The sequence below is a fragment of the Streptomyces sp. NBC_01384 genome (assembly GCF_045040035.1).
Taxonomy (GTDB): domain Bacteria; phylum Actinomycetota; class Actinomycetes; order Streptomycetales; family Streptomycetaceae; genus Streptomyces.
Genome location: NZ_CP109560.1, coordinates 31,266 through 57,689 on the forward strand (window position 1 = coordinate 31,266; position 26,424 = coordinate 57,689).

General features: G+C 67.7%; 21 protein-coding genes and 4 pseudogenes. 9 read left to right on the plus strand and 16 right to left on the minus strand.

Annotated features, from left to right (window positions below; translation table 11 throughout):
- Positions 1–79: 79 nt before the first annotated feature.
- The 4 genes and pseudogenes from OG747_RS47395 to msrB all read right to left on the minus strand — a co-directional run bounded on the left by OG747_RS47395 (position 80) and on the right by msrB (position 3,244).
- Positions 80–1,258 (minus strand): AAA family ATPase, encoded by a 1,179-nt coding sequence (locus OG747_RS47395; protein ID WP_405886169.1) that lies wholly within the window; start codon positions 1,256–1,258, stop codon positions 80–82.
- Between the two features lie 296 nt (positions 1,259–1,554).
- A complete protein-coding gene (locus tag OG747_RS47400; protein WP_331742937.1) occupies positions 1,555–2,265 on the minus strand; it encodes a hypothetical protein in 711 nt (236 codons plus the stop codon).
- A gap of 157 nt (positions 2,266–2,422) precedes the next feature.
- A pseudogene (locus tag OG747_RS47405) lies at positions 2,423–2,566 on the minus strand (NADP-dependent oxidoreductase); the annotation flags it as partial.
- A 204-nt stretch (positions 2,567–2,770) separates the two neighbouring features.
- Complete coding sequence (gene msrB, locus OG747_RS47410; RefSeq protein WP_405886514.1) at positions 2,771–3,244, minus strand: peptide-methionine (R)-S-oxide reductase MsrB; 474 nt, start codon at positions 3,242–3,244, stop codon at positions 2,771–2,773.
- A gap of 116 nt (positions 3,245–3,360) precedes the next feature.
- Between msrB and OG747_RS47415 the strand changes: the two genes are divergently transcribed.
- The 3 genes from OG747_RS47415 (at position 3,361) to OG747_RS47425 (ending at position 7,461) form a co-directional block, all read left to right on the plus strand.
- Entirely contained in the window at positions 3,361–5,709 is a 2,349-nt protein-coding gene (locus OG747_RS47415; RefSeq protein WP_331744928.1) for a SpoIIE family protein phosphatase, read from the plus strand.
- A gap of 105 nt (positions 5,710–5,814) precedes the next feature.
- Positions 5,815–5,949: a hypothetical protein gene (locus OG747_RS47420; protein ID WP_405886171.1), complete on the plus strand. Its 135-nt coding sequence runs from the start codon at positions 5,815–5,817 to the stop codon at positions 5,947–5,949.
- A 288-nt stretch (positions 5,950–6,237) separates the two neighbouring features.
- Positions 6,238–7,461, plus strand: coding sequence for an IS110 family transposase (locus tag OG747_RS47425; RefSeq protein WP_331744925.1), 1,224 nt, complete (start codon positions 6,238–6,240; stop codon positions 7,459–7,461).
- Between the two features lie 86 nt (positions 7,462–7,547).
- On the opposite strand, the gene OG747_RS47430 is transcribed toward OG747_RS47425, so the two are convergent.
- Entirely contained in the window at positions 7,548–8,036 is a 489-nt protein-coding gene (locus OG747_RS47430) for a hypothetical protein (RefSeq protein ID WP_331744921.1), read from the minus strand.
- On the opposite strand from OG747_RS47430, the gene OG747_RS47435 reads away from it, so the two are divergent.
- The 3 genes from OG747_RS47435 (at position 8,030) to ctaD (ending at position 13,204) form a co-directional block, all read left to right on the plus strand.
- Positions 8,030–9,295 carry an IS701 family transposase gene (locus OG747_RS47435; RefSeq protein WP_331744919.1) on the plus strand — a complete coding sequence of 422 codons (1,266 nt, stop codon included), beginning with the start codon at positions 8,030–8,032 and terminating at the stop codon, positions 9,293–9,295. The genes OG747_RS47430 and OG747_RS47435 overlap by 7 nt on opposite strands.
- Positions 9,296–9,443: 148 nt before the next feature.
- Entirely contained in the window at positions 9,444–10,565 is a 1,122-nt protein-coding gene (locus OG747_RS47440; protein ID WP_405886173.1) for an IS630 family transposase, read from the plus strand.
- Between the two features lie 944 nt (positions 10,566–11,509).
- Positions 11,510–13,204 carry a cytochrome c oxidase subunit I gene (gene ctaD / locus OG747_RS47445; protein ID WP_405886516.1) on the plus strand — a complete coding sequence of 565 codons (1,695 nt, stop codon included), beginning with the start codon at positions 11,510–11,512 and terminating at the stop codon, positions 13,202–13,204.
- A 372-nt stretch (positions 13,205–13,576) separates the two neighbouring features.
- Here the strand turns inward: ctaD and OG747_RS47450 are convergent, their stop codons facing one another.
- From OG747_RS47450 to OG747_RS47480, 7 genes and pseudogenes are all read right to left on the minus strand, one after another.
- The gene (locus OG747_RS47450) at positions 13,577–15,076 is read right to left on the minus strand and encodes an IS4 family transposase (RefSeq protein WP_405886174.1); all 1,500 of its coding nucleotides are present in this window, start codon (positions 15,074–15,076) and stop codon (positions 13,577–13,579) included.
- A 223-nt stretch (positions 15,077–15,299) separates the two neighbouring features.
- Entirely contained in the window at positions 15,300–16,763 is a 1,464-nt protein-coding gene (locus tag OG747_RS47455; RefSeq protein ID WP_331744914.1) for an NAD(P)/FAD-dependent oxidoreductase, read from the minus strand.
- 118 nt (positions 16,764–16,881) lie between these two features.
- Positions 16,882–17,196, minus strand: coding sequence for a hypothetical protein (locus OG747_RS47460; protein ID WP_331744913.1), 315 nt, complete (start codon positions 17,194–17,196; stop codon positions 16,882–16,884).
- Positions 17,190–17,252: pseudogene (locus OG747_RS47465) on the minus strand (hypothetical protein); the annotation flags it as partial. The pseudogene OG747_RS47465 and the gene OG747_RS47460, both read right to left, overlap by 7 nt.
- A gap of 407 nt (positions 17,253–17,659) precedes the next feature.
- Positions 17,660–18,124 (minus strand): pyridoxamine 5'-phosphate oxidase family protein, encoded by a 465-nt coding sequence (locus OG747_RS47470; RefSeq protein WP_331744911.1) that lies wholly within the window; start codon positions 18,122–18,124, stop codon positions 17,660–17,662.
- A gap of 389 nt (positions 18,125–18,513) precedes the next feature.
- On the minus strand, positions 18,514–19,464 hold the full coding sequence (locus OG747_RS47475; protein WP_331744909.1) for an NADP-dependent oxidoreductase: 951 nt from the start codon (positions 19,462–19,464) through the stop codon (positions 18,514–18,516).
- 24 nt (positions 19,465–19,488) lie between these two features.
- Positions 19,489–20,037, minus strand: coding sequence for a carboxymuconolactone decarboxylase family protein (locus OG747_RS47480; protein WP_331744906.1), 549 nt, complete (start codon positions 20,035–20,037; stop codon positions 19,489–19,491).
- A gap of 653 nt (positions 20,038–20,690) precedes the next feature.
- Here OG747_RS47480 and OG747_RS47485 point away from each other — a divergent pair.
- On the plus strand, positions 20,691–20,987 hold the full coding sequence (locus OG747_RS47485; RefSeq protein ID WP_331744904.1) for a Rid family hydrolase: 297 nt from the start codon (positions 20,691–20,693) through the stop codon (positions 20,985–20,987).
- 226 nt (positions 20,988–21,213) lie between these two features.
- Here the strand turns inward: OG747_RS47485 and OG747_RS47490 are convergent, their stop codons facing one another.
- Positions 21,214–21,651 carry a hypothetical protein gene (locus OG747_RS47490; RefSeq protein ID WP_331744901.1) on the minus strand — a complete coding sequence of 146 codons (438 nt, stop codon included), beginning with the start codon at positions 21,649–21,651 and terminating at the stop codon, positions 21,214–21,216.
- A 256-nt stretch (positions 21,652–21,907) separates the two neighbouring features.
- Between OG747_RS47490 and OG747_RS47495 the strand changes: the two are divergent.
- Positions 21,908–22,910 (plus strand): annotated as a pseudogene (locus OG747_RS47495) (IS5 family transposase).
- A gap of 19 nt (positions 22,911–22,929) precedes the next feature.
- Here the strand turns inward: OG747_RS47495 and OG747_RS47500 are convergent.
- The 3 genes and pseudogenes from OG747_RS47500 to OG747_RS47510 all read right to left on the minus strand — a co-directional run bounded on the left by OG747_RS47500 (position 22,930) and on the right by OG747_RS47510 (position 25,057).
- Positions 22,930–23,547, minus strand: a complete 618-nt coding sequence (locus OG747_RS47500) for a hypothetical protein (protein ID WP_331744899.1) — start codon at positions 23,545–23,547, stop codon at positions 22,930–22,932.
- 34 nt (positions 23,548–23,581) lie between these two features.
- Positions 23,582–23,696, minus strand: a pseudogene (locus OG747_RS47505) (DNA mismatch repair protein MutT); the annotation flags it as partial.
- Between the two features lie 155 nt (positions 23,697–23,851).
- Positions 23,852–25,057 (minus strand): IS256 family transposase, encoded by a 1,206-nt coding sequence (locus OG747_RS47510; protein WP_331745093.1) that lies wholly within the window; start codon positions 25,055–25,057, stop codon positions 23,852–23,854.
- A 106-nt stretch (positions 25,058–25,163) separates the two neighbouring features.
- Here OG747_RS47510 and OG747_RS47515 point away from each other — a divergent pair, with 106 nt between their 5' ends.
- The gene (locus OG747_RS47515; protein WP_331744898.1) at positions 25,164–26,417 is read left to right on the plus strand and encodes an IS256 family transposase; all 1,254 of its coding nucleotides are present in this window, start codon (positions 25,164–25,166) and stop codon (positions 26,415–26,417) included.
- Positions 26,418–26,424 lie beyond the last annotated feature (7 nt).

The window sequence follows — 26,424 nt, forward strand, 5'->3', positions numbered from 1 at the left end:
GGCAGGCCTCCCCGCGCGTCCGCACCGTCCCCGTGCACGCCGGAGCGGGAAGCGCCCCCTCCCGGCCCGGAAGCGCCGGTCACAGCGGCCCCATCAGCCGTGCGCAGGCCCGCTCCAGCATCCGGCGGTCCACTACCGCACGGCTCTTGCCGTAGATCTCGGCGGTCAGGTGCGAGGTGAGCTTCGCCCAGGTCCGGAAATTTCCGTGGCCCACATGCTCGTCCACCCACACGACATCGTCCTCGGCCACCTCCTCCCATAGCGGGTGGAAGGCCGCCATCGCCGCTGCCACCTCACCCGGACGAAGACGCGGCACCAACTCCCAGGTCAGCACCCGAGAGGCCAGCGCAGGCACCCGGCGCAGCGCCCGTTCACTGCCCGCACCCGCCAGCACGAGTGCCGTGTCCGTGTCCGGGTGGTCCCACAGCCCCCGCAGAAACTCCAGCGCCGGTCCCGGAAGACGCTGCGCCTCGTCCAGCACCAGCACGCGGGGCTGTCTCAACGCGTTCACCAGCATCAAGTCGGCCTCCCCCGCCCCGCGCGGCAGACGCCTGCCCAGCTCGAGGGCGTCCGCGAGTACCCGGCGCAGTTCGGGAACCGTCGGGTGCACACCGACGTGGACCCGGCGGACCCTGGCCGGGTGCGGCAGCTGGGACAGGGCGTACTGCAACGCGACGGTCTTGCCCTGGCCGGCGTCGCCGTACAAACACACCACCGCCCCCACCCCGGCCGCGTGCGCGACCGTCCGCAGCACCGACCGCACAGCAGGCGTGTGCACCACCTGCGCACCCGGCACCAGGACCGGGACCTGCGCCAGATGCTTCTGCTCCCGCAGAAACACCTGCCCACCGCCACCCTTCTCGGCCACCACGTCCAGGCCCAGCTCGCTGAGGGGATCCGGCCGACGCGACCCGGCAACCTCAGGCTCCCGCCCGGTCAGCAAAGCCCGCCCCGCCCGACGGTCCCTGCGGATCACCCGGTGCAATGTCGACGCCGACGGCACCGACCCCCCGCCACCTGCAGCGGTCAGCCGGCGTTTCAGCTCAGCGACGTTCCCTCCCACCTCGCCCAGCAGCTCCCACACCTCGTCCGAGACCGCGTACCCCTGCCGGACCGGCGCCTCCACCCGCCCCGTCGCCTTCGCCTGCTCCAGCCAGCGCCACACCGTACGCTCCGAAGCACCCACCACCTCAGCGACCGCACGCACATGCCGCGTCGACAACTCCCCCGCCTGCTGCCGCTCCAGCAAACGACGCACCACCAACGCCCTCGGCAGCCCAGCCCCCCGGCCGGCTCCTACACCCTGATCCACCCCACGATCACACCGGCCCAGCCCACCGCATCGCATCAGAACTCACGAAACTGAGACAGCATCAGCTGCCATGAGATAAAGCCCCACGACAGCAACACCCACCCGCGACCTCTCACCTCATGACAGTGCCTGTCCCGCCCCAACACCCCACTGACCAGCGCCGACACAGCACACCACCAGACCAGCACCACCGACTCTCACCATTACTGACCCCAAACCGAGAGATCGCACCTGGAGCCGGCCTAGACGTGCAGCCAGATCCGCAGCGGACCGACCGGCTCGAAGCCATGACGGACGGCGACCGCCAGGTCATCGGCGTGCTCGTAGCCGACCACCGGCAGGGTGGGGAACAGCCAGTGCACCGCGTCAAGTACGACCGGCCAGGCCGCGTCAGGGCCGCCGTCCAGAGCGAAGACATTGGAGATTCCGACCACCTGGTCGCTGCGACTCGCCACCGCTCCGGCAACCACCCGGCCGTCAGGGGACTGTCCGGCGAGCACGAAGGTGGCCGGGTCGTCCAGCAGTTCAGGCCGGAAGAGGTCCGCGTTCCCTCCCCCGTCGTCCCAGGCGAGCGCCCAGGCGCGCAGCGTGTCCGGATCACCCGCCACGTCCCAGGCAAGGTCCGATGCGGCGGCGGGCACACTCGCCGGGCGGTGGATCCACTGTGCCTCGAACAGCACCTGGAAGCCGGCCTCCGTCAGGTCAAGGTCAGCGAAGCTGTCCTTGACGGAGGCGCCGGGCGCGGTGGTGTCGATCCGGGCTGCCAGCACGGCCGAGTCGGCACCCGGCACCAGCGTCACCGCGTCGGGGTAATACAACGGCGTTCGGGCCGGAGCGGCCCAGGCCTGTGCCCTGAACTCACCCGCCAGGCCGTGCGATCGGCTCATCGCCGCGCACCACTCGGCGTTGTTGCGGGCGGCGGCCTGGATCAGGAGCTGCTTCGGCGTCGTCACGAGCGCGGATCATGCTCCATCCCGGCCAGGCCTGTCGAACGGTTTTCCGCTGCCCACAGGACGGACGCTCCGAACGTCGGCCAGCTCCTGGGGAATTACGGGCTCTGTCGCCGATCACAAGATCAGCGACAGAGCCGAATTTCGTGATCGCTCACAAGGGCCACGTCAGCTCACCCGGAGTGAATCCTGACGCATGAACCTGAACGACTACATCGTTCAGCGCTGCCTGCGGCTCGGGCCGCTCCACCAGCGTCATCCCGGCCGTTCCGGCGGCCTGATCCGTCACCACAATCGCCTTCATCCGATGCCTCTCTGTATCCACTCCACGCCTGCACGGCCCTCTCGGTTCGACAGTAATAGCAGCGCCAGACCTCGGCGTCTGACGGTCCCTTCTTGTCAGCGCCGCCCCAGGAGCGGACGACTTGCTCGGGAACGGCGTGACGGGGGCCGCCCCACGCGGTGCGGATTCCCAACGTGTAGGCCGGACGGCCGCGGGAAGAGCGGGTCAGGCGCCGCGCGTGCCCTCAGGCGCGTCGAACAGGCTCAGGTACTGGTCGTACCCCTCCTTCTGGAGCTCCTCGGCGGGTATGAAGCGCGGGGACGCGGAGTTGATGCAGTACCGCAGTCCTCCCTTGTCGCTTGGCCCGTCGGGAAATAGGTGCCCAGGATGGCTGTCACCGTGCGCCGAACGGACTTCGACACGAACCATGCCGCGGTTGATATCCGGGTTCTCGACGATGTATTTGGGGTCTATAGGCCGCGTGAAGCTGGGCCACCCAGTCAGGCTGTCGTACTTGTCCACCGAGGCGAACAGCGGCTCCCCGGACACGGTGTCCACGTAGATCCCGGGCGCCTCGTTGTCCCAGTAGGCATTGACGAACGGGCAACGGCGGCCACGGCTGCCCGTGAAGGTGCGCCGAGGCGGGTGACGCCCGGCCCGACGTGCGCTGCGAGGGCGGCATTCTAGACTGGGGGTGATAGGCGCTGTCCCTGATAAGCCCGGACCGCCCTCGCCGGAGCCGGCAGAGCGGGAGGACGAGAAGGCCCCGGCCCCCGTCCGCCTAGATCGGCCCCCTGTGCGGCAGCATCGACCCGATGGAGCCCGCCATGCTCGCGGTCTTGTTCGAGGCACACCCGGAACCGGGTCAGTTCGACTCCTACCGCGACTACGCCGCAGCACTGCAGTGCACAGTGGGAGGCGGCGAGCCCGCCGAGCGCAACGAATACCGCAGCGCGACCCGTGATGGCTGGCTCATGTCACTCGCCGTCTGGGCCGGTAAGACGGTTCAGACAGGCCGTGCGGCCAGGACAGAACATCCCGGTAGTCGCAGGGAGGCCCTGGGCTCGCTCCTCGACTACCGCCTGCGGACGGGCGAGGTGGCCTTCGATACGAGGGCGGCGCCGTCACCCCACACCCCGCAGCCTGACAGTGCTGGTGAGGAAGGCTCAGCGGTGACCGTGCTGAGCATGGCGGGCCAGGAAGCATGCCACGCCTTGGACAACCCACGGCAATGCGCCGAACGCCTTGGCCTGGGTAGCACTAATCAAGGCCTGGCCGCCTGGGACCTCTTCGAGTCATTGGACCAGCCCGGCGAAGCCGTCATACTGCTCTCCTGGCAGAGCCAGCAGGCCGCACGGGCCTTCGAGCGGGAGCATGAGCTACCCGCCGGCACCAGGCTGCAGCGCGTCCACGTGTCCAGCGACCGCCGAGCCACCGGCACCCCGAGCAGCGCCGCCCAGCGGCACCTGACACTCCAACCTCTGCACGGTCAGACCGCCGACGACGGCGAGCGCGAACGGCTGAGACTGCTAGCGGACGCTGGCGCCACGGTAGGCGCCACTTTGGACCTGGTCAGCACGGCACAAGCCCTAGCCGACGTCCTGGTGCCTCGCCTGGCCGACGCCGCCACCGTTGATGTCCTCGACGACGTCGTCAGAGGAGAGGCATGCCCTCTGGCACGGCGCACCCTGCGCCGTGTGGCCTCGGCTATGGCACTGAAATCCGGCAGTGCCCTCGACGGTCAGAGCCGCAGCACGCCGCGGTGCCCCCCTCTTCCCAGCACCAACACCCCACTGCAAGGGCCTGCGCTCGCGATGAGCCCTACAGGGGGGATGTTCACCGAGATCTTCGGCCACGACGCGCGTAACTCCCGTTACATAAGAGACCTGGCAGTCCACTCGGTGACCGTCGTGCCCCTGAGCGCACGTGCCGCCGGCCTGGGACTGCTGACGGTCTACCGCTGGCGCGAGCCTCACGGCCTCCTCCAGGAAGGCGACCTAGACCTCCTGCAGGAGCTGGCGAGGCGCGCCGCGACCGCCCTGGAAAACGCCCAAACCTATGCGTGCGAGCGGGACACCGCCGTGGCCTTGCGCCGCGCCACCTTGCCCCTCTCGGTACCGCATACGCCAGCGCTAGAGGTGCGGCACGGATTCGACCCAGCCTGCGCCGACGGCCGCTGGTACGACGTCATACGCATGCCCGGTGCCCGGACAGCCCTCGTCGTCGGCGACTCCACCGCGCTGGGCGCGTCCGCCGCCGTGGCGGCCGTCCGCCTGCGCTCAGCGATACGAGCGCTAGCTGCTCTGGAGACGCCACCCCAGGAGCTGCTGACCCGGCTCAACGACCTCGCCGTCGACCTCGCGCCCTGCCCGCCAGACGACCAGGAGCGCTTGCGCAGCACGTGCCTGTACCTTGTCTACGATCCGGTCCGGACTGATGTCACCTTCGCCAGCGCGGGCCACTGCCCTCCAGTCGTTGCATCTCCGGGATCGGGCCCCCACGCGCTGCACGAAGTACAGGGGCCGGGGCTCGGAGAACCCGGAGCGAAGTACTCAGAGGTCCGGCTGCCCGTCGAGCCGGACACCCTGCTCGCCTTGGCCGCCCTCCCCGAGCCCGGCGACCCCTCTGCCGCACTGCAGGCTGCTCTTGAGGCGCCGGGTCTGGAACTGGACGCACGCTTCCAAGCGGCAGCACACGCCCTGGCGCCGTCCTGGCCAGCCGCGGCCCCGCTGCTCATCGCGCGCACTAGCCTGCTGGGGCCAGACCAGACGGCGTCTTGGGCCCTCGCAAGCGACATCGCCATCGTCGCCACGGCACGCGCCCTTGTCGATCGGCAGCTGGACGCATGGGGCATCGGTAAGGACATCAAGTTCGTGACTGTACTAATCGTCAGCGAACTCGTCACCAACGCTGTGCGCCACGCCTCAGCGCCCATCATGCTGCGGCTCATACGGCGGGAGACACTGTTCTGCGAGGTGTCAGACGGCAGCAGTGTGACTCCTTACCTGCAGCACGCCCAGCCCAGTGACGAGAGCGGGCGCGGCCTGCTCATCGTTGCGGAGACCGTCCTTCGATGGGGGGTACGGCACGACCTGACGGGCAAGACCATCTGGACGGAGCAGGAGCTGTCGCATGATGGCCCCAGCGGGCTTCGAGCCCCTTGACGGATTGAGGGGCAGGGAGGCGGCTGCACGCCGGGATCGCGGACGAGCAGGAACACATTGAGGACCGCCCAGAGAGTCGTCGTGTACTGAGGGCACTCTTCGGCCGTGGACGATCCGCAGGAGGATGTGCCGGAGCTACTTGTCCGGCTGCGTTGCTTCGACCCTGATGTTTTTGGCAGCCACAGCCTCCTCGGCTGTGACCTCCTCTGCGATGTCGATGACCCGGTGCAGGCTCGCTGAGGAGATCACCACGCCCCCCCGTTACCTTTTCCGTGGCCCCGCAATGGGGCGCCTGGCCCCCGGGCCCGGTATGGCTGTGTGCCCCCTGTCGTACGGATGACCTGGGGGGTGTTGCCGCCGGGCTTCGGGGCACCGCTTGACCGCTGATGAGGGGCCTGACGACCGCTTGGTCCGGCGCAATGCCGGGCCGCTTCACGGGCGGCATGTCTGCGTAACGTGGTTGCCGGCGTGTGGTGCCGCAGGGACGGCCGGGAGTTTCAGGAGACGAGGGGCGAGGGGCACGCGCATATGGTCGATACGACCGCGACAGATCTCTTCCTCGGCCTGGACCTGGGCAAGGAGTTCCACCACGCCCACGGCCGGACCGAGGACGGCAGAACCGTGCACGACAAGCGGCTGCCCAACACCGAGCCGAAGCTGCTGGAGCTGTTCACCAGGCTGGTGGCGAAGTTCGGCACCGTTCTGGTGATCGTGGACCAGGTCGCCAACATCGGTGCGCTGCCGCTGACGGTGGCCCGCGCGGCCGGCTGCCGGGTGGCCTACCTGCCCGGGCTGTCGATGCGGCGGGCCGCCGATCTGCATCCGGGCGAGGCCAAGACCGACGCCCGCGACGCGTTCGTGATTGCCGAGACCGCCCGCACCATGCCACACACCCTGCGCGCGGTGGACCGCGACGACGAGGTGCTGGCCGAGCTGACCATGCTCACCGGCTACGACAACGACCTGGCCGGCGAGGTCAACCGCGCCACCAACCGGCTGCGCGGCCTGCTCTCCCAGATCCACCCCTCTCTCGAGCGTGTGCTCGGCCCGCGCCTGGCCTACCCCTATGTCCAGGCCCTCCTTCAGGGCCACGGCTCCCCGGCCAGGCTGAAGAAGCTGGGCCGTGCCCGCTGCGAGGCCCTGCTCAAGGTGCACGGTTCGCGCAAGGCCCGCCACCTGACCGCAGAGATCTTCGACGCGCTCGCCGAGCAGACCCTTGTCGTTCCGGGCACCGAGGCCAGCGCGCTGATCGTGCCGGGACTCGCCGCCCAGCTCGCCGCCGCCCACGCCCAGCGTCGCCAGGCCGAGCAGGAGATCGCCGCCCTGCTGGAGGCCCTCCCTCTTTTCCACCTCCTGACCTCCCTGCCCGGCCTGGGCGTCAGGACCACAGCGGCCGTGATCGTCGCGATCGGTGACGGCATGTCCTTCCCCACCGCCGGACACCTCGCCTCCTACGCCGGACTCGCGCCCGCCACGAAGTCCTCGGGCACCTCCATCCGCGGCGAGCACGCACCCCACCGCGGCAACCGGCTCCTCAAACGCGCCCTGTTCCAGGCCGCGTTCGCCGCGATCGGCTGCAAGTCCGACCCGTCCTCCCGGATCTACTACGACCGGCAACGCGCACGCGGCAAGACCCACACCCAGGCGATCCTCCGCCTGGCCCGCCAGCGCGTGAACGTCATCCACGCGATGATCCGCACCGGGGCCCTCTACGAAGCACGCACCCCGGGCGGCGTCGACCTCGCCGCCTGACGACTCCACCACCCCTGCCCTCCAGGCCCCATCACGCCCGCGCACCGGCACGGCCACTCCGGCCCTGCCGGCCACAGGGCTGCCCATCAGCCACCCGATCCGCCGGGAACATCCCGCTTCGCGGGACGTTCCCGAAAACCAGGATCAACCCCTACAAGCCGACCACACCGGGGTTGACGAAACAGATAGGGGCACCCCCCCGCGTTGTCCATGTAGACGTAGTCGCCGGAGTTCACGCACACGCCTGAGATCTCGACGGTGATGCCGAAGTCATGGGGCATCACCGTGTCGCCGCCCCGGGGGACGGCCTCTCCTCTGGACCACGTGGCGAAACTGTAACCGCGCAGCTGGTCGAAGTCCCGCAGCCGGCCGTCGGCCAGGACGCCGGCGAGTCCGTGGCCGTCTCCTCTGGAAAGTTTGGTTCCCCCGCCGTGCGACACATCGGGGTAGCCCCCGCTGGAGAGCACGAGGACTTGGCCCGGAGTAGGCGCCCGTCCGCCGAGTAGGGCTTGGTCAGGTCGGCTGTGGTGGTGCGTGTCCTTCGGGTTCGGTGTGGCGTTGAGTGTGTGTGACACCGGATGAAATTGCGTCTGTACGTGGTGAGTTGGAAGGCTTCGCAGCGGAGATCTTCGAGCCGTTCGCGCGCGACGATCAGCGTCGGTGGGGGCAGGTCTACCTGCGTGGACTGCTCACCGACGGGCGGCGTAAGTCGGTGGAGCCGATGGCAGCGCGACTCGGGCAGGACGGGAACCGCCAGGCCATGGCCCATTTCGTGACCACCAGCCCGTGGGATCCAGCCCATGTGCGCGCCCGGCTGGCGTGGATGACGGAGGCAGCGATCCGGCCGACTGCCGTGGTCTTCGACGACACCGGGTTCCTCAAGGACGGTGACGCCTCGGCGTGCGTGTCGCGGCAGTACACCGGCACCGCGGGCAAGGTCACCAACTGCCAGGTGGGCGTTTCGCTGCACCTGGCCTCGGACCACGCGTCGGCAGCGGTCGACTGGCGGCTGTTCCTGCCAAAGACCTGGGATCCCGGATCCGCACAGGCCGATCCGGGCAAGGTCGCCCGCCGCGCCGCGTGTGGCATCCCCGACGGCACCGGACATGTGGAGAAGTGGCAGCTCGCCCTCGACATGCTCGATGAGACCCGCTCGTGGGGGATCGAGGTACCGCTGGCCATCGCGGACGCCGGTTACGGCGATGCGGCGGCCTTCCGGCTCGGTCTGCAAGACCGGGGCCTGAACTACATGGTGGGAATCTCCAGCACGCTGTCCGCCCAGCCCGGCGAGGCAGTACCCGTGACCGAGCCCTACCGCGGGATGGGACGGCCGCCGGTGCCGAAATACCCGGACAAGCCACAGTCGGTGAAACAGCTGGTCATCGCGGCAGGCCGGAAGGCGGCCAAGCCCGTGCAATGGCGCGAGGGCTCCCGCCCCGGCAAAGGCCGATCCGGCCTCAGGCGGATGTACTCGCGGTTCGTCATCCTGCGAGTCCGGCCCGCCGGACGCGAGATCCGCAAGGTTGTGGACGGCCCGGAACTGCCCGCGTGCTGGCTGCTGGCCGAGTGGCCCGCCGGCGAAGCCGAGCCGGTCCAGTTCTGGCTGTCCGACCTGCCCTCCGGCATGCCCCTGACCACACTCGTGCGCCTCGCCAAGCTCCGCTGGCGCATCGAGCACGACTACCGCGAGATGAAACAGGCCCTCGGCCTGGCCCACTTCGAAGGCCGCACCTGGAACGGCTGGCACCACCATGTCACCCTCGTCTCCGCCGCCCACGTCTTCTGCACCCTGCAACGACTGGCCAGAGCCCCAAAAGCAACGGCGCCGGCCTGAGCCTCTACAAGGTCGTCCGCGAACTACAGCTACTGCTCGCGATCTGGACCGGCGCCTGCCCCACCTGCCACCGCGACATACCAAGCGGCATACCGACCTGACCAAGCCCTACTAGTGTCCTGCGCCAGTAGTTGATCGTTAGTTGTGTGTGACTTCTGCTGCTGGTGCGTCAGTTCCTCGTCGGGGCCCGAAACTGGAGCCGTTGCTGCTGTCTGATGACGAGCGGGCGGAGTTGGAGCGGTGGACGCGTCGGGCGACATCGGCCCAGTCCCTGGCTCTGCGGGCGCGGATCGTGCTGGCGTGTGCGGGGCCGGAAGTACCGCCGATTGTCACGGTCGCCCGAGAGTTGCGGGTGACCGCGGACACGGTCCGCAAGTGGCGGAGGCGCTTCCTTGCCGAGCGGCTGGACGGACTGGTCGACGAGCCCCGGCCGGGCCGACCGCCCACCATCAGCGTCGATCAGGTGGAAGCGGTGGTGGTCACCACGCTGGAACAACTGCCGAAGAACGCCACTCACTGGTCCCGGAAATCGATGGCGCAACACAGTGGTCTGTCGAAGTCCACGGTCGGCCGGATCTGGCGGCAGTTCCAGCTCAAGCCGCATCTGGCGGACACCTTCAAGCTTTCGACCGACCCGTTGTTCGTGGAGAAGGTCTACGACGTCGTGGGCCTGTACTTCAACCCGCCCGAGGGTGCGGTGGTGCTCTCGGTGGACGAGAAGTCGCAGATCCAGGCCCTGGACCGGTCCCAGCCCGTGCTGCCGATAATGCCGGGCATGCCCGAGCGGCGCACCCACGACTACGTGCGCAACGGCCTGACCACCTTGTTCGCCGCCTTCGACGTCGCCACGGGTGAAGTCATCACGGCCCTGCACCGCCGGCACCGGGCCGTGGAGTTCAAGAAGTTCCTGATCAGGATCGACAAAGAGGTCCCCGCTCACCTGCAGATCCACCTGATCGTCGACAACTACGGCACCCACAAAACCCCTGCGATCAAGGCCTGGCTGGCCAAACACCCACGGTTCGAGCTGCACTTCACCCCGACCGGCTCTTCCTGGATCAACCAGGTCGAGCGGTGGTTCGGCTACCTCGCCCACCAAATGATCCGCCGCGGCGCACACAAGAACATCCAGGCCCTCGAAGCCGACATCCGCGCCTGGGTCAAGGACTGGAACGAAGACCCCAAGCCGTTCATCTGGACCAAGACCGCCGAAGAGATCCTCGACTCCCTTGCCCGCTTCTGCCGACGGATCTCTGGCGCAGGACACTAGTGCCCCGTAGAAGAAGTACGCGAAGTCGCGGCCCGGCTCTACCAGGTCCTCGCGGTATGGCATGAAGGAAATGGTGGCTGCACGTCCGAACAGTGTGCGGCTGGGGTCGGGACTCGCCATGGAGGGAATGTGGACCCGGTGACTGTGAACTCGGCCTATGGCATCGACGAGCGTGGCGCACCCCAAGCGGGCGGTTTTCGCGGCCAGGGTCTCGTCCTTCATGTCCCGTCTCTCCTCTACAGTCATCCGTCGCGGACCAAAGATTAGAGCGCTTGCCGGGCCGTTTTCGCGGCGAATCAGGCGACGCACCTTCCCTCATGAGCGCTACGCCGTGGCACCCTGCCTCGCCTCTGCGCGCGTCTAAAAAGGGTCTATCAGGAATGAGGTCCTGTCTCACATTCGGTGGTGACAGAGAGGGCAGACCCGTTTTCAAGAATCGCTATCACCTCTGCCACCACTTGCTCCACCAGCACCCCGTCGAGGTGCCGAAACACCGTCTTCAGCAACTCCTCACACTGACCGAGCATCCCGCCATCCGTGACGGCGTCACTGGCGCACGGAAGCATGACCGGCTTCACGGAAATCCTGTAAGAGCCTCGCTTCACCCGTTGCCGAGAGTGAGCCGTCCGGCAGGCCGACTGCAGGAGAGCCGGCGTCACAGGCGCTGGTGTGCACTCCGACTAGCGAGGCGGCCCGGCCCCCTCGCCCCTGAAGGCTTCCAGACCCGCCCAGGGAGTTGTCGGTGGGCGACCAGATGGCGACACGGCGTCTGTATGGGACGTAGACGGCCTGTAGATCGCGCACTATTCGACTGGAAACAGACCTGCATCAGAAGACTCGTGGGGCACGAAGCAATCCGACACCCGCCAAAAGGGCGTCGCGTGCGACGGGCTGCCAGCGATGAAAACCAGCCCATAGAGGTAAACGTGACAGCAATCCAAGAGATCGAGCCGCTCAGCGAGGCTCCGCAGCCAAAGGCCAGAGCCGGAGCTGTAGTTGCATGGCTGACGACGACCGACCACAAGAAGGTCGGCTCCCTCTACCTGGGTACGTCCTTTGCCTTCTTCCTCCTGGGAGGCGCCTTCGCCCTCGTCATGCGGGCGGAACTGGCTCGGCCGGGCCTCCAGTTCATCTCGAACGAGCAGTACAACCAGGCGTTCACCGCGCACGGCACCATCATGCTGCTGCTCTTCGCGACACCGCTGTTCGCAGGGTTCGCGAACTGGATCATGCCGCTCCAGATCGGGGCGCCAGACGTCGCCTTCCCACGGCTGAACATGCTCGCCTACTGGCTTTATCTGTTCGGCTCGCTAATCGTCCTCTCCGGCTTCCTCACGCCCGGCGGTTCGGCGGCATGGGGCTGGACCGGCTACACCCCCCTGTCCGGCCCCCTGCGGTCGCCTGGCATCGGCGGCGACCTGTGGATCATGGGGCTCGCCCTGTCCGGGGTCGGAACAATCCTCGGGTCAGTCAACTTCATCACCACGATCGTCGGCATGCGGGCACCGGGCATGACTATGTTCCGCATGCCGATCTTCACCTGGACCGTGCTGCTCACCGCCGTGCTGGTACTCGTCGCCTTCCCGACGCTGGCTGCAGCCCTCCTCGCACTGGAGGCAGACCGGAAGCTCGGCTCGCACATCTTCGACCCTGCCAACGGAGGTGCACTCCTGTGGCAGCACCTGTTCTGGTTCTTCGGCCATCCTGAGGTGTACATCATCGCGCTGCCGTTCTTCGGCATCGTCTCCGAAATCCTGCCGGTCTTCAGCCGGAAGCCGATCTTCGGCTACATGGGCCTCGTTGCAGCCACGATCGCCATCGCCGGGCTCTCCGTGACCGTATGGGCGCACCACATGTTCGTCACCGGCGGGGTGCTGCTCCCCTTCTTCTCCTTCATGTCATTCCTGATCGCGGTGCCGACCGGCGTGAAGTTCTTCAACTGGATCGGCACGATGTGGAACGGGTCGCTCTCATTTGAGACGCCCATGCTGTATTCGATGGGCTTCCTCGTCACCTTCCTCCTCGGAGGCCTCACCGGCGTGCTGCTGGCTTCGCCGCCCCTTGACTTCCACGTGTCCGACACCTACTTCGTCGTGGCGCACTTCCACTACACCCTGTTCGGCACAATCGTCTTCGCCATGTTCGCGGGCTTCTATTTTTGGTGGCCGAAATTCACGGGGAGAATGCTCGACGAAAGACTCGGGAGGATCCACTTCTGGACGCTCTTCGTCGGATTCCAGTGCACATTCCTGGTGCAGCACTGGCTGGGCGCGGAGGGCATGCCCCGGCGCTACGCGGACTACTTGGCAGCCGACGGATTCACGGCGCTCAACACCGTGTCAACGATTGGCGCGTTCCTGCTGGGCCTCTCGATGCTTCCGTTCCTGTACAACGTGTGGAAGACCTCCCATTACGCGCCGAAGGTGACCGAGGACGACCCGTGGGGCTTCGGCCGGTCCCTGGAGTGGGCCACGGCCTGCCCCCCTCCACGACACAACTTCGTTGTGCTGCCCAGGATTCGCTCGGACGCCCCGGCCTTCGATCTACACCACCCCGAAATCCGGGAACCAGAACTGCCCTCTTCCGGCCAGCAGGCGGCCCAGCGGTCTGACGGGCCTCCGGCGTCGGCCGGGGGGTGAACGTGCAGCGGACAGCGCAGCGCGACCCGGCGTGACCGGCCCGGCGGAGGAACGAGGCCAGGGTGGCGCCGTAGGAGCCGGTGCCCTCGACCCCGAATGCGAGCACCTTGCCGAACGAGGGTGCCCAGTCCAGGAGTTGCTGGAATCCGCCGGTGTCCGTGGGGATTGTCAATGTCGCCAGGATTCCGCCGATGGTGTCCATACTGACTTCGCCTCGTCAGGGTGATCTTTCGCGAAGTTCCTGGTGAGGGCGGGTTGTTGGCCGTATCCAGTGGTGTGTGAGGTATGCGGATGGGGGCGGTCTGACCGCTGCGGGGCGTCAGCGCCGGGAGACGGTACGGATGCAGGTGGCCGAGCTGTTCGAGCAGAGGATCAAGCCGCCGGAGGTCGCGCGGCGGCTGCGAGTGAGGCGCCCCGAAGTTCTCGGACAGCGGTCCCCATAGAGCTCAACACCGTTGCGTTTACTTTCGGGAGCGGTTCGCAAGTCCGTGCTCGAAGAACGTGATAGCGGTGTGGGTGGTGCAGTTCTGGCTGGTCGTGGGGTGTTGTCCGGCGTTCGGTCCGTACTTGCTGGTGGGGTTCTTGCGGGTGCGGGCCTTGACGCGGTGCCGGTGGCGGGCGGGGTGCAGGGCCTCGAGGGCGGCCCTGCCGATGGCGCCGACGAGGTCGGCGGGACCGGCCGGGGGGCAGGATTCCGGTCGCGGTGGTGACGGTGTCGGCGGCGGTGGTCTGCAGGACGGTGAAGCTGATGCGGTCCATGTCCAGGCCGGGCCGGGTGCAGGCGGTGTCGGCGGCGGCGCGGATCAGGGCCTGGTAGGTGGTGAGCAGGGCGTAGACCTCCTGGTCGAGGCCGGTCAGGCTGCGGGAGCGCAGGACACGGCCGTCCAGCATGGTCGCCTTGATCGAGAAATACGTCGTCTCCGACTGCCACCGCTCGTGATAGAGGTCCACCAGCCTGGCGGCTGGGTGGGCGGCCGGGTCGAGGAGGCTGGTGAGCAGGTGCCACTGCTCGGTGCGGACGGTGCCGTCGGCCAGGGTTGCGGTGACGGACGCCTCGATGACGCGGACGCTCAGTAGGACGGGCAGGACTCCGTAGCCGATCCGGGCCAGGTAGGAGCCGTCGCCCAGGTGCCGGAATGGGGTGGGGATGCGGCGGGCGGAGGAGCGCACCAGGAACTGGGCGCCGGTGGCCTGGACGTCCCGGGCGAACTCGGCTCCGTCGAAGCCGGCATCAGCCAGCAGAAGCATCGTGCGGTCCAGCACGCTCAAAAGGCGTCCTGTGTACGTGAGTTCGCCGTCACTCTCCGGGCCGAACGCGGCGGCCAGCACGGCACGGGTGCCGCACTCGACCAGGACCACGAGTCGCAGCAGCGGGTAGCCGAACTCCACGATGTCGCCCGTCCGCTTTAGATAGCGCCAGGTGAGTGCCTCCTCGTCGGGCACGTGCAGCAAGGTGCCGTCCACGGCCACGGTCCGAAGCCCTCGATAGAACGAACCGGGCTGCCCGAGGTGGGCGACGGGCCCGGCGAGGATCTCGAACAGCCGCCGCAGCGGTGCCGCTCCTATTCGCCGTCGGGCCCTGGACAGCGAGGAGACCGCAGGACGCACCAACGGCAGCCCCTCCAGGCCCGCCGTCAGCTTGCCCCACACGCCCCGGTAGGAGCAGTCCTCGAACAGGGCCAGCGCGAGGATGAAATAGACCACGACCCGGGACGGCAGCAGCCGCAGCCGCTTCTCACGCGACCCGGTCTCCTCGATCACCGCGTCCACCAGCACGAAGTCCACGATCTGGGTCAACTCGCCCAGGTGACCGGGCGCGTACACACCCCCGGCCGCCTCGACCGTGCGCGTGATGACAGACTTCTCCTGCAACGGGACTCCCGACGATCTTCTTGCTCGACACAAGTTGATCTATCAGGACGTCCCGTTGCGTCATTCACCAGGGCTTGACCTGCGACTCAAGACTCAAACGCAACGGTGTTGGTGTCGAGAACATGACGTGATTCGCAGCCCGGTGCGACAGGACGGTCAGGGCCCTGCGACGACTGGGCCGGCGCGCCTGAACCGTCCCCCTTCGGTGTCAGGTGGCGGTGGTCTACGGCGTCTCCTGATCGTGCTGGTAGGCGGCGAGGAGGAAGAGCCAGATCTCGCTGACGGTGGGGAAGGGGGCGATCGCGTGCCTGAGCCGTTTGAGCGGGATTTCGCCGGCGACTGCAATGGTTGCCGAGTGCAGGAGCTCGCTGACGCCGGGGCCGACGAAGGTCACTCCGAGGAGGACTTCCCGGTCGAGGTCGACGACCAGCCTGGCGTGGCCCTGGTAGCCGTCGGCGTAGAGGTTGGCGCCCTGGGCAGCGTTGAAGTCAAGGTCGACGGTCTTGACGCGGTACCCGGAGCGCTCCGCCTGCTCGGCGCTCAGGCCCACCGCGGCCGCCTCGGGGTCGCTGAAGAAGACCTGGGGTACGGCGTGCTGGTCGGCGGTGGTGGCGTGGTTGCCCCAGGGCGTGTCGTCGAGCGGGCGGCCGGCGGCGCGGGCGCCGATGGCGTCGCCTGCGGTCCGGGCTTGGTATTTGCCCTGATGGGTGAGCAAGGCACGATGGTTGACGTCGCCGAGGGCGTACAGCCAGTCGCCGTCGACCCGCTGCACCAGGCAGGTGGTGTCCACATCGAGCCAGGAGCCGGGGGTGAGGCCGACCGTGTCCAGGCCGATGTCGTCGGTGGCGGGGGTGCGGCCGGTGGCGCACAAGACCTCGTCGGCTTCCAGCTCGCCGCCGTCGTCGAGGGTGAGGGTGACCGGCCCCTGCGGGTCCGGGCGGCGCAGGGCGGTCACCTGCACGCCGATCCGCACATCCGCGCCCGCCTCTCTCAATCCCTGAGCGACCAGTTCGCCGGCGAAGGGTTCCATGCGGGGGATCAGGCGGCGCCGGGCGAGCAGGGTGACCTGGGAGCCGAGGCCCTGCCAGAGGGTGGCCATCTCGATGCCGACTCCGCCGCCGCCGATGATGGCGAGGCGAGTGGGCACGGTGCTGGATTCGGTGCCCTGCCGGCTCGTCCAGGGACGGGCCTCGGCGATGCCCGGGATGTCGGGCAACGCCGGTCGGCTGCCGGTGGCGATGGCCACTGCGTGCCGGGCCGTGAGGGTCTGCCGGGCGCCGTCGTCACGGGTGACGCTGACGCGTCGGGGCCCGTCGAGACGGCCGTGGCCACGGAAGAGGTCGGCTCCGATGGACTTGAGGAACAGAGCCTGTCTGGTGTCGTCCCAATCGGAGACAGAGCGGTTGCGACGGGCGAAGACGCCATCGGCGTCGACCCGACCGGTGACAGCCTGCCGGGCACCGTCCACGCGCCGCGCGTCGGCGAGCGCGATGACCGGCCGCAGCAGCGCCTTACTGGGCACGCACGCCCAGTACGCGCAGTCACCGCCGACCAGTTCCCGTTCCACGACCGCTACGGAGAGGCCGGCGGCGCGGGCGCGGTCGGCGACGTTCGCACCGGCCGGGCCTGCGCCCAGCACGACCACGTCGTAAGGCACTCCTGTCCGGGTTTCGTGCGATTCGCTCATGTTCTTCCTCGCATTCCTGGGAGTGCCTGACGACGGTCGAGGCGGTGGCGATGCTGCCCGTGGGGCCTGGTGGGTCGGGCCTGCGCGGGGGCTCCCCGACCAGGCAGGGGCACGTCGGTCAGGCGTCGGTGTGCGGGGTGACGACCGGCCATTCGGTGTCGGTATCGGCGAGGACGTTGAAGTAGTTCGTGAGGATGTTCAACGCCAGATTGCCCGCGACCTCGGCGATCTCGGCGTCGGTGACGTCCACGGCCCGGGCAGCCTTGAGCTGCGTCTCACCGATGTGGCCGCGGGCAATGGCGTGGGACGGGTCCGGCGCTGCGGCGGCGTGCGGGTCGGCGGACTCCGCGTGGCGGGCACACTCCAGTCCCCCGGCGCCGACCTTGGCGACGCGCGCCCTATGTAGGTGTGGGCGGAGAGGCAGTAGGTGCAATTGTTGTACTCCGCGGTGGCGATCGCCAGCCGTTCCCCGACCGGGGCCGGGGTCATGGTCCCCGGTCCGCCGCGAGGGCAGCATCCTCCCGGCGATCACCCATGAGCAGCCGGACACCATCACCCAGACCGGCGGCCGACCCGTCTACCCATGGCCCAGCGGGATGTCCGCCTCGGAGAACCACAGGTCACACTGGGCCGGCTCGCCCGGCCGATAGGTCGTCCGGGACACCGGGTCCACCGGCAAACACGCCGGTCCGAGCTCACGCACAACACGTTCCTTGAGGATCGTCCTCCCCCGCTGTCAGCCGATCCGCTCCACAATCACCGTCGCCGGCATCGTCGGCGTCTCCCGCAAAAGCTTGCGGATCTGCACCCTGACCGCGTCCGCCGCCGAGCCCTTCAGCGGACGCTCGTACTTCGGCGGCCGGCCGGCCCTGCGGGACAGGTGGTCCGATGTCGCATCAAAGGTATGTCACACCGTAGTTGGCGGCCCACTCATGCTTCAGGTCATCCTCGTTCGCGTGCCCGAACGTGTACGCGGGAGAGTCCACCCGCAGCACCCGGTCCACCCTGATCAGTACGGCCTCGTGGCACGGGTAGATGGGATCGCCGTGGGTGTTCAGCACCCACTGGCGGGACCAGTCGTACACCGGGTCGCCTTCCCCGCGGATCTCGGCTGTTCCCTTGAAGCGGTACCCCCGCCGGAGCAGGAAGTCGATCACGTTGACCTCAACCCGCGGATTGTGCCGCAGGTTCTCCACCGTATTGGGCGAGGCCATGTTCATGAATACCAGGTGATCGTCGTCGTAGACGCGCACGGACCCCTTCGGGGAGAGGTTCGGAGAGCCGTCCTCGCAGACCGTCGCAACGAACGCCAGCTTGGCGCTGGTGACGATCTGCCGCATGTCCTCAGTGATTATTCCCATCGCTCCTCAACCTTTCCTGCCACGTCTGCGTGCCCCGCCCTCCTGGGCCGTCACGACGCAGCCTTTTTCGAGTGCCACAACAGGCCGATGGCCTGGTCCGCCGAAGCCTCGGCCGCTCGCTCTGCGCCGTTGGCCGGGCTTCCCGATCGCGTTGGACGCCCCTTGTCCGCCGACACCCCGGTCAGTGATGACATCCGCGCCGACGGCCGTTCCGGCGACCGTGTCCCGGAGCCCGACCGGCGGTCGGCCTCCACGGTGCCACCGTGAACCGGCCCGACCGCCTGATTCGCGCCGCGCCTGGTGGGTACGGCCGCGCACGCGGCCGTACCGTGTCCGGCGGGTGCCATGAGTCGGTGTCAGGACCGGGCGACACCCCGCGCTGGACGTGCTCAGGTCAGCACGATCTTCTTGCCACCGGCCTGCCCAGCGGACACCCGGGCGAAAGCGGCCGGCCCCTCATTCAAAGGGAGCGCTTCCACGTTCTGCTTCAGCTTTCCCTCCACGACCGCCTCCGCCAGATGGGCAAGCTGAGCGCTATCAGACCGGACGTAGAGATCCGTACTGGTGATACCACGCTCCCCCGCCGGCGCGTCCGAGGTCAACGACACCAGACGCCCACCGTCCCGTACCAGCGACAGCGCGGCCCGCGCCGTACCACCAGCAGCGATCAGCACACCATCGAAACCACCACGAACCCGACCCGCCCAATCCGAGTCCTGGTAGTCGACGACCGCCAACGCACCCAGACCACGCAGGCGCTCAGTAGCCGAAGCGGACGCCGTCACCGTCACCTCGATCCCCCGAGCAGCAGCAATCTGCAACGCCAGCGCACCGGTCACCCCACCACCATTGGTGATCAGAAGCCGCTCCCCCCGGCTCAGCCCCAGTGCCTCCAGCGACTGGTACGCCGTGAGCCCGGCAACCGGCAGCGCCCCCGCCTGCGCCGGATCCAGCCCCGCCGGGCAAATCGCAGCACTGGCCGCAGTGATCAGCACCCGCTCAGCCCAGAAGCCACTGCCACCGGGCAACGGGGCCTCATGCGCAAGCACCCGGTCACCGACAGCAAAGCCCTCGACATCAGGACCCACAGCCACAACCCGGCCCACGCCCTCCACACCCAGCGCCGCCGGCGGACGCAGCCCCACATCCCAGCCCGCACCGTTCAGCAACCGATCCCACGGACCGACACCGGCCGCCTCCACATCCAGCAGAAGCTGACCAGCACCAGGAGTCGGCGGCTCAGGCACCTCCAGGAGGACGACGTCCGCGTCGGGTCCCGACACTCCGCTTGCCTTCATGGTTTTCCCTTCACTCGGTCCGGCCGACAGGTCGGCCGCCATATCTTCAGTCTGGGGTTTCGGCGCTCAACCGGGCGTACCGACCGAGCTGGCGGAGGGGATGTCGATGTCGGTCTGGTTGACGTTGTTGAGAAAATTGGTCAGCAGGGCCTGCACTGCGACCGTGACGATCGCCAAGATGTGCGGGTCGGTGTAGCCGGCGCCGCGCACAGCCGCGAGGTCTGCGTCGCTGACTCGCCCGCGGCTCTCGACCACCCGTTGAGCGAAGCGAGCGGCTGCGGCGCGCTTGGGGTCCACCGAGCCCCCGGCGCGAGCCAGGTCGATGTCGTCGCTCGACATTCCGCTGAATTCGGACGACACATACGTGTGAATCGCCAGGCAGTAAGCGCAACCGTTGGCCTCCGAGACCGCGAGCGCGATGGTGTGCCGGGTCTTCGCATCCAGAACCCGGCTCAAGGTGCCTTGCAGAGTCGTGACGACCTCGAGAACGGTCGGGTTCGACGCAATGGTCTTGAACATGTTCGGGACGAAGCCGAGTTGCGCACCAAGGTTGTCGAGTATCCCCTGGGCGCCGGCGGGTACGTCCTCTATAGGGGGAACGTTCAGTCGTGACACAGCGAATCGACCTCCGGTCGGGGTGTGAGTAGTTGTCATCGAGCCCAGGTCGGGCTCGTAGTGCTTGAGAGCTCCGCCGCAGGCCTTACCTGCACTGGCCGTAACCCGGCCGGTGGCGTCGGTTGCGCCGGGCGCCTGGTGACCTGCATGGCGAGGGGTGACTCCGTCGGCGCCGAGTTCCGGATCGCTTCGCAACGGGGACACTATGCAAGAAGGACTATACAGACCAGTAATTTCTGCGCAACCCCTCCCTCGGGCGGGCCGAGTCGGCCGCGCTCGATGTAAGCGGGTCAATGTCGCAGCGGATCAGTAAATCTGCAGCTCAAGGCCCTATCTAGGCTGCATCGTGAGCCACTCGGCTGGCCGGAACGAACGAGTTCAAGCCGCCTCGAGCCTGGCCCGGCCGACCGTGATCGATTGACTTTGAAAGGACTACTTAGTCCAATCTTCAGGGGGCTGGACTGAAATGAACGCAAGATCTCTCGGATCTGCCTGCGCCTCCACCTCGCGCCGATCTACGAGAGGGTTTTCGCTGACATGACCGCCGTAACACAGTTCATCGACGCCACGGTGTCGCGCCACATCGGCACCTACTCCGATGCGGTCGCGATCCCGGCCGCGCCACGCACCTCGTCCTGTCCGGCACCCCGGGATTGCGACCGGACGGAACCCGGCCGGAAGATTTCGCCGAGGAGGCCCGGCAAGCCTCGGACAACGTGTGCGAGGCGCTGCGGTGCGCGGGCGCCGAACCGAGCGACATCGTTCAGGTCCGGTCCTGGCTCACAGCCCGCGGCGACATCGACGCCTACGTGAAAGTTCGCAAGGGCGTCATCTCTCACCGACCGGCCAATACGCTCGCAGTGGTGCCACAACTGATCCGGCTCAGTCTCCGCTGGGAGAGCGAGGTCACCACGGTTGTGACGCACTCCGCGGCCGAGCAGTACGAGTAAACATGCGAGAGGGAGACACCGTGCCCGGAACCAGCGGTACACGCCGGACGCCACGCGGCCTGGAGACCCGTTCACGGATCCTTGATTCGGGCCAAGGAGCAATTGTCAATACCTGTGGATCATGCAGGGTTCATGGGCGCTCTGGTGTGCTCCGGCGACCGGCATCCAGGTGCTCGCGGAGGCGCCTGATCTCGTCGATGAGCCGAGAGTCGAAAACCCTGTCGTTCTACGCCGTCCAGCAGTACAGGCCCTCTTCCCCCTCGCCGATGGCACGGGCCAGGCCAGCCAGACCGCCCAGGATCCACGCTGCAATCTCCTCGGCGACGACCTCGCCGTCCGCCGCTCGCTCCGCAACCCACAGCCGACTGACCTCGACAAGTCGGCGCTCATCGGCGGCCGCAAGCGCGTCCTGGAGAACCCGGGAGGCAGCGAGGACCACCGGGCCCTCACCGTCGCCAGGGTCGGCAACGGATTCGGGTTCGTCAGCGGCGACGAGTTCTTCGAAGCTCCGGCCCGTGAAGATGCTCTCCCACTCGATGAGTGCCTCTTCGGCGTCGAAGTTGCCGAACGTCAGCGACTCGAAGACCCCATCGGGACCGCCTTCCACGACGGCAGAGGCAGCTCCGTGGTCCGGGGCCATGAAGAACTTGACGACGATGCTCACCGGGGCATAGTGCCCACTCAACGAGCCCTGGTCCACCCCTGCCGGAGGTCACCGGAGCACAGCCGCCAGACTCAGGAATTGCGCAGGGTCGGAACACCGCCCCTTCACCAGTCGTCTGGGCGGGCTGACCTCTGCTCCCTACCCGGACCGCCCGGTAAGCGGATCTGGAGCGCTTCCTACTAGGGCGCGTATCTGGTTTCGATCAATCTGCCGGATCTGGCCCGCGCGGTGGGGTGGATCCGGTAGATCGTCGTGTATGACGCGTGCGCAACTGACTGATGCCGAGTGGGCGTTGATCGAGCCGTACCTGCCGGTCGGCGAGCGGGGTCCGTACCCGGAGCGGCTGCGGCAGCAGTTCGAGGGAGTGATCTGGCGGTTCAGGGCGGGTGCGCAGTGGCGTGAGGTGCCGAGTGAGTTCGGCGCCTGGACGACTGTGTCCAACCGGTTCCGGCAGTGGCGGGACGCCGGGGTCTTCGAGGCGCTTCTGGAGGGGATGATCGCGGAGGCCGCGAAGCGGGGTGAGGTGGACTTGTCCCTGGTCAGTGTGGATTCCACCACCGCCCGGGCTCACCACGACGCTGCCGGGATGCACCTCGGCCAAGAGGTCATGGCCGCCTTGGAGAAGGCGGCCGCCGAGGAGGAGAATGCCCGCCAAAGGGGGCAGTCCGGAAGGACAAGACGGGCAGGGTGCTTTAGCTGATCCCGAGCGGGAGGAACGGCGACGTATCCGGCGCCGGCACAAGGCCCGCCTGAAAGCAGCCCTGCTCGGACGCTCGAGGGGCGGGCAGACCAGCAAGATCCACGTCGCCGCCGACCGCAAGTGCCGCCCGCTGGTCTTCGTCCTGACCGCCGGCCAGGCGGCGGACAGCCCGCAGTTCATCCCGGTACTCAAGAAAGTCCGGGTGCCCGGGCCGGTCGGCCGCCCCCGGACCCGGCCCGACGCTGCTGCCGGCGACAAGGCCTACTCGTCCCGCGGCAATCGCTCCTACCTGCGCAAACGACGCATCAAGGCGGTCATCCCGGAGAAGAAGGACCAGGCCGCCAACCGCAAGAAGAAGGGCAGCCGGGGCGGCCGGCCCGTCAGCCACGACACCGCGCTCTACAAAGAGCGGAACACAGTCGAGCGTCTGATCAACAAGCTCAAGGCGTGGAGAGGCATCGCCACCCGCTACGACAAGACACCCAAGAGCTACCTCGCCGGAGTCCACCTGCGCGGCTCGATGATCTGGATCAAGGAGCTCGCGCGGGCCACCCCTTGATCAAAACCAGATACGCGCCCTAACCGAGGCGCTGAGTCTTCTTCGCTTCCGCCTTCGCCTGTAGCGCGAGTGCCTTCGGAGAGTCACCGTAGAACCACCACGTGTACCAGGTGGTCACGGCGAAGACCACGGCGAAGCCGGCCGCCCATGGGACCACCTCGGCCAGCGAAGCACCCTGACTCATCTGGAGTGCGGCAAGCACGAAGACCATCACGGACCCTCTGGCGGCGGCCACCCAGGTGCGCTTCAGACGGTTCGGCGTGCTGCGCACTGAAACAGCAGATGGCGCGATGAGCCTCTTGTGATCTGTCACTTCAAGCTTCTGCCGATCGACCGAAGCGGCGCCGGCCTGATCCTTCTCATCAGCACGGCGCACACACCAGCCCACCCACAACCTGACGAACACGAAGAACACGCTCACGGCAGCAAAGCAGCACGCCATGAAGATGTGACGCCGGGGTGTCCGGTCCAGGTGGCTGTGGCCGTACCCCCAGAAAGCGAGGGCAAGCAGTGCGAACACCAGCGGCATTACCCAGCCCTTGAGCCTCATGTGGGGCAAGAGGGGCCGCAGGTAGGCGGGGAGCGGTATCTCCACTGACTTGGAGGCGGGTACGGGTTGCTGAGAGTCGTCAAGCATGGCGCGGATCATAACCGTTAGTACAGTACGGCCGTCAGCAGGTGCAGCCCAGGTATGGCTTCTCGCGATGTTCCAGGAAAGTGCTGGAGCCTGAGCCGTTGAGTGTGGCGCATCGGCAACTGCTCGATCTCTTCGGGCGGTACGAACCGCGGTGGGTGCAGATGTTCTGAGGGCTGGGTATGAGTTCGCTTGATCAGCAGGGACCCGGGACGTGCCATTTCGGCACCCGAGCCTTCGAGCTGCGGTGACGGGTCGCGAGTAGTCGGGAGTGATTGTCAAGGACCTGTGGATCAGTTGAGATGGATCATGCTGTGAGGTCCTCGTTTCGTTCGATGAGGTGACCGTTCTCGAAGCGGGCGCCGGCTCGTACGAGGGCGACGAGGTCGGGTGCGGTGACCGCTCGCCATCGGGCCTGGGCGGACTCGACGAGTTTGAAGACCATCGCGAGGGCCGCGGCCGGGCTGCCGGCGCCGCGGGTGACCTTGGTCCGAAGCTTCACGGTGGAGAAGGTCGACTCGATCGGGTTCGTGGTCCTCAGATGGACCCAGTGCTCGGCGGGGAAGTCGTAGAAAGCCAGCAGCTCCTCTGCATCGTCGGTGATCTTCGCGACGGCCTTGGGCCACTTCGCGCCGTACGCCTTCTCGAACGCGGTGACCGCCTTCTCGGCGTGCGCACGGTCCTCGGCGTTGTAGATCTCCCGCAGAGCCTTCTTCGCGCCGGGCTGCGCGGACTTCGGCAGCGCGTTCGTGATGTTCCGAGTTTTGTGTACCCAACACCTCTGGTGTCTGGCCTGCGGAAACACTTCTGCCAGTGCCCTCCACAATCCCATCGCGCCGTCGCCGACCACGAGCATCGGGTCGCGCATCCCGCGCCGCCGGCAGTCGCGCAGCAGGTCCGCCCAAGACTCGGTGGACTCGCGCAGACCCTCGGCGATCGCGATCAGCTCCTTGGCGCCGTCGACGCGGACGCCCATCAGGACCAGGAGGCAGGAGTGCACCTCGGACAAACGGATCTTGGGGTGGACGCCGTCGGCCCACACGTAGACATAATCGGAATCGGCCAGGTCACGACGCTGGAAGACGGCGTGATCGGCGGTCCACTGCTTCGTCAGCCGGGTCACCGTGGCCGGCGACAGCCCGGCCGAGGAGCCCAGGAACTGCTCCATCGCAGGCACGAAGTCGCCCGACGACAGGCCGTGGAGATAGAGCAGCGGCAACACCTCACTGATCTTCGGGGACTTCCGGCACCACGGCGCGAGGATCTTCGAGGAGAACCGCTGACGTTCACCCGTCTCCTCGTCAACCCGCTTGTCGTTCACGCGCGGGACGGCCACCTCGATAGGCCCGGCAGCCGTGGTCACCGTCCGCGGCCGGTGGCGGCCATTGCGCACCACCAGCCTGCGGCCGACCTCGTCACGCTGACCGGCGAGCTCGGCTATGTACTGGTCCACCTCCGCCTCCAGGGCGGCGGCCAGCATCCGCCGAGCGCCTCGCGGAGCAATGCTCAAGATCTGTGGATCGTGCTCGGGTTGGACGCGAAGGGCGTACCTTCCCGAGTGATCGATTGAAGGTCACCGAGTAGGCCCGCGTTGGTGCGCGGGTCGGGAAGGCACGCCCGTGCTCAGCGTAGTCACCGAAGACGGCACCACCGCCACCGGATCCCTGATCGACGACATCGTCCGCGAAGGTGCGCGTCGGATGCTGGCCGCCGCTCTGGAAGCGGAAGTCGAGCAGTACATAGCCGAGTTGGTCGATCAGCGGGATGAGAGGGGCCGCCGGCTGGTGGTTCGCAACGGCCGTCACCGTCCGCGTGAGGTGACCACGGCGGCCGGGGCGGTCGAGGTCACCGCGCCCCGCGTGAACGACAAGCGCGTCGACGAGACGACCGGGGAGCGCAAGCGGTTCTCCTCCAAGATCCTGGCCCCGTGGTGCCGGAAGTCCCCGAAGGTCTCCGAGGTGCTGCCGCTGCTTTACCTGCACGGCCTGTCCGGCGGGGACTTCGTGCCCGCACTGGAGCAGTTCCTCGGCTCGGCGGCCGGCCTGTCCGGGCCGACCGTGAACCGGCTCACCAAGCAGTGGACCGACGATCACACCGCTTTCCAGGCCCGTGACCTGTCGGGTTCCGACTACGTGTACGTGTGGGCCGACGGTGTTCACCCCAAGGTGAGGCTCGGTCAGGCGCACTCCTGCGTCCTGGTCCTCATGGGTGTGCGAGCCGACGGCCGCAAGGAACTCATCGCGCTCGCCGAGGGCTTGCGCGAGTCGACCGAGTCCTGGGCCGACCTCCTGCGCGACTGCCGCCGCCGCGGCATGACGGACCCCGCCCTGGTGGCCGGGGACGGCGCGATGGGCCTGTGGAACGCCCTCGCCGAAGTCTTCCCCGCCGCCCGGCACCAGCGGTGCTGGGTCCACAAGGTCCGTAATGTCATGAACGCGTTGCCGAAGTCCGCGCAGCCCGGCGCGAAGAAGGCCCTGCAGGAGATCTGCAACGCCGAGGACCGCGCCCACGCCGCCAAGGCCGTGAAGGACTTCGCCAAGACCTACGGGGCAAAGTGGCCCAAGGCGGTGAAGAAGATCACCGACGACGAAGACGAGCTGCTGGCGTTCTACGACTTCCCCGCCGAACATTGGATCCACTTGCGCACCACGAATCCCATCGAGTCGACCTTCTCCACGGTGAAGCTCCGGACCAAGGTCACCCGCGGCGCGGGCAGCCCGGCCGCCGCCCTCGCGATGGTCTTCAAGCTCGCCGAGTCCGCCCAGGACCGCTGGAGGGCGATCACCGCACCCCACCTCGTCGCCCATGTCCGGGCCGGCGCCCGCTTCGAGAACGGCCACCTAGTCGAACGGCCCGAGGCCGCTGCAGCATGACACCGGC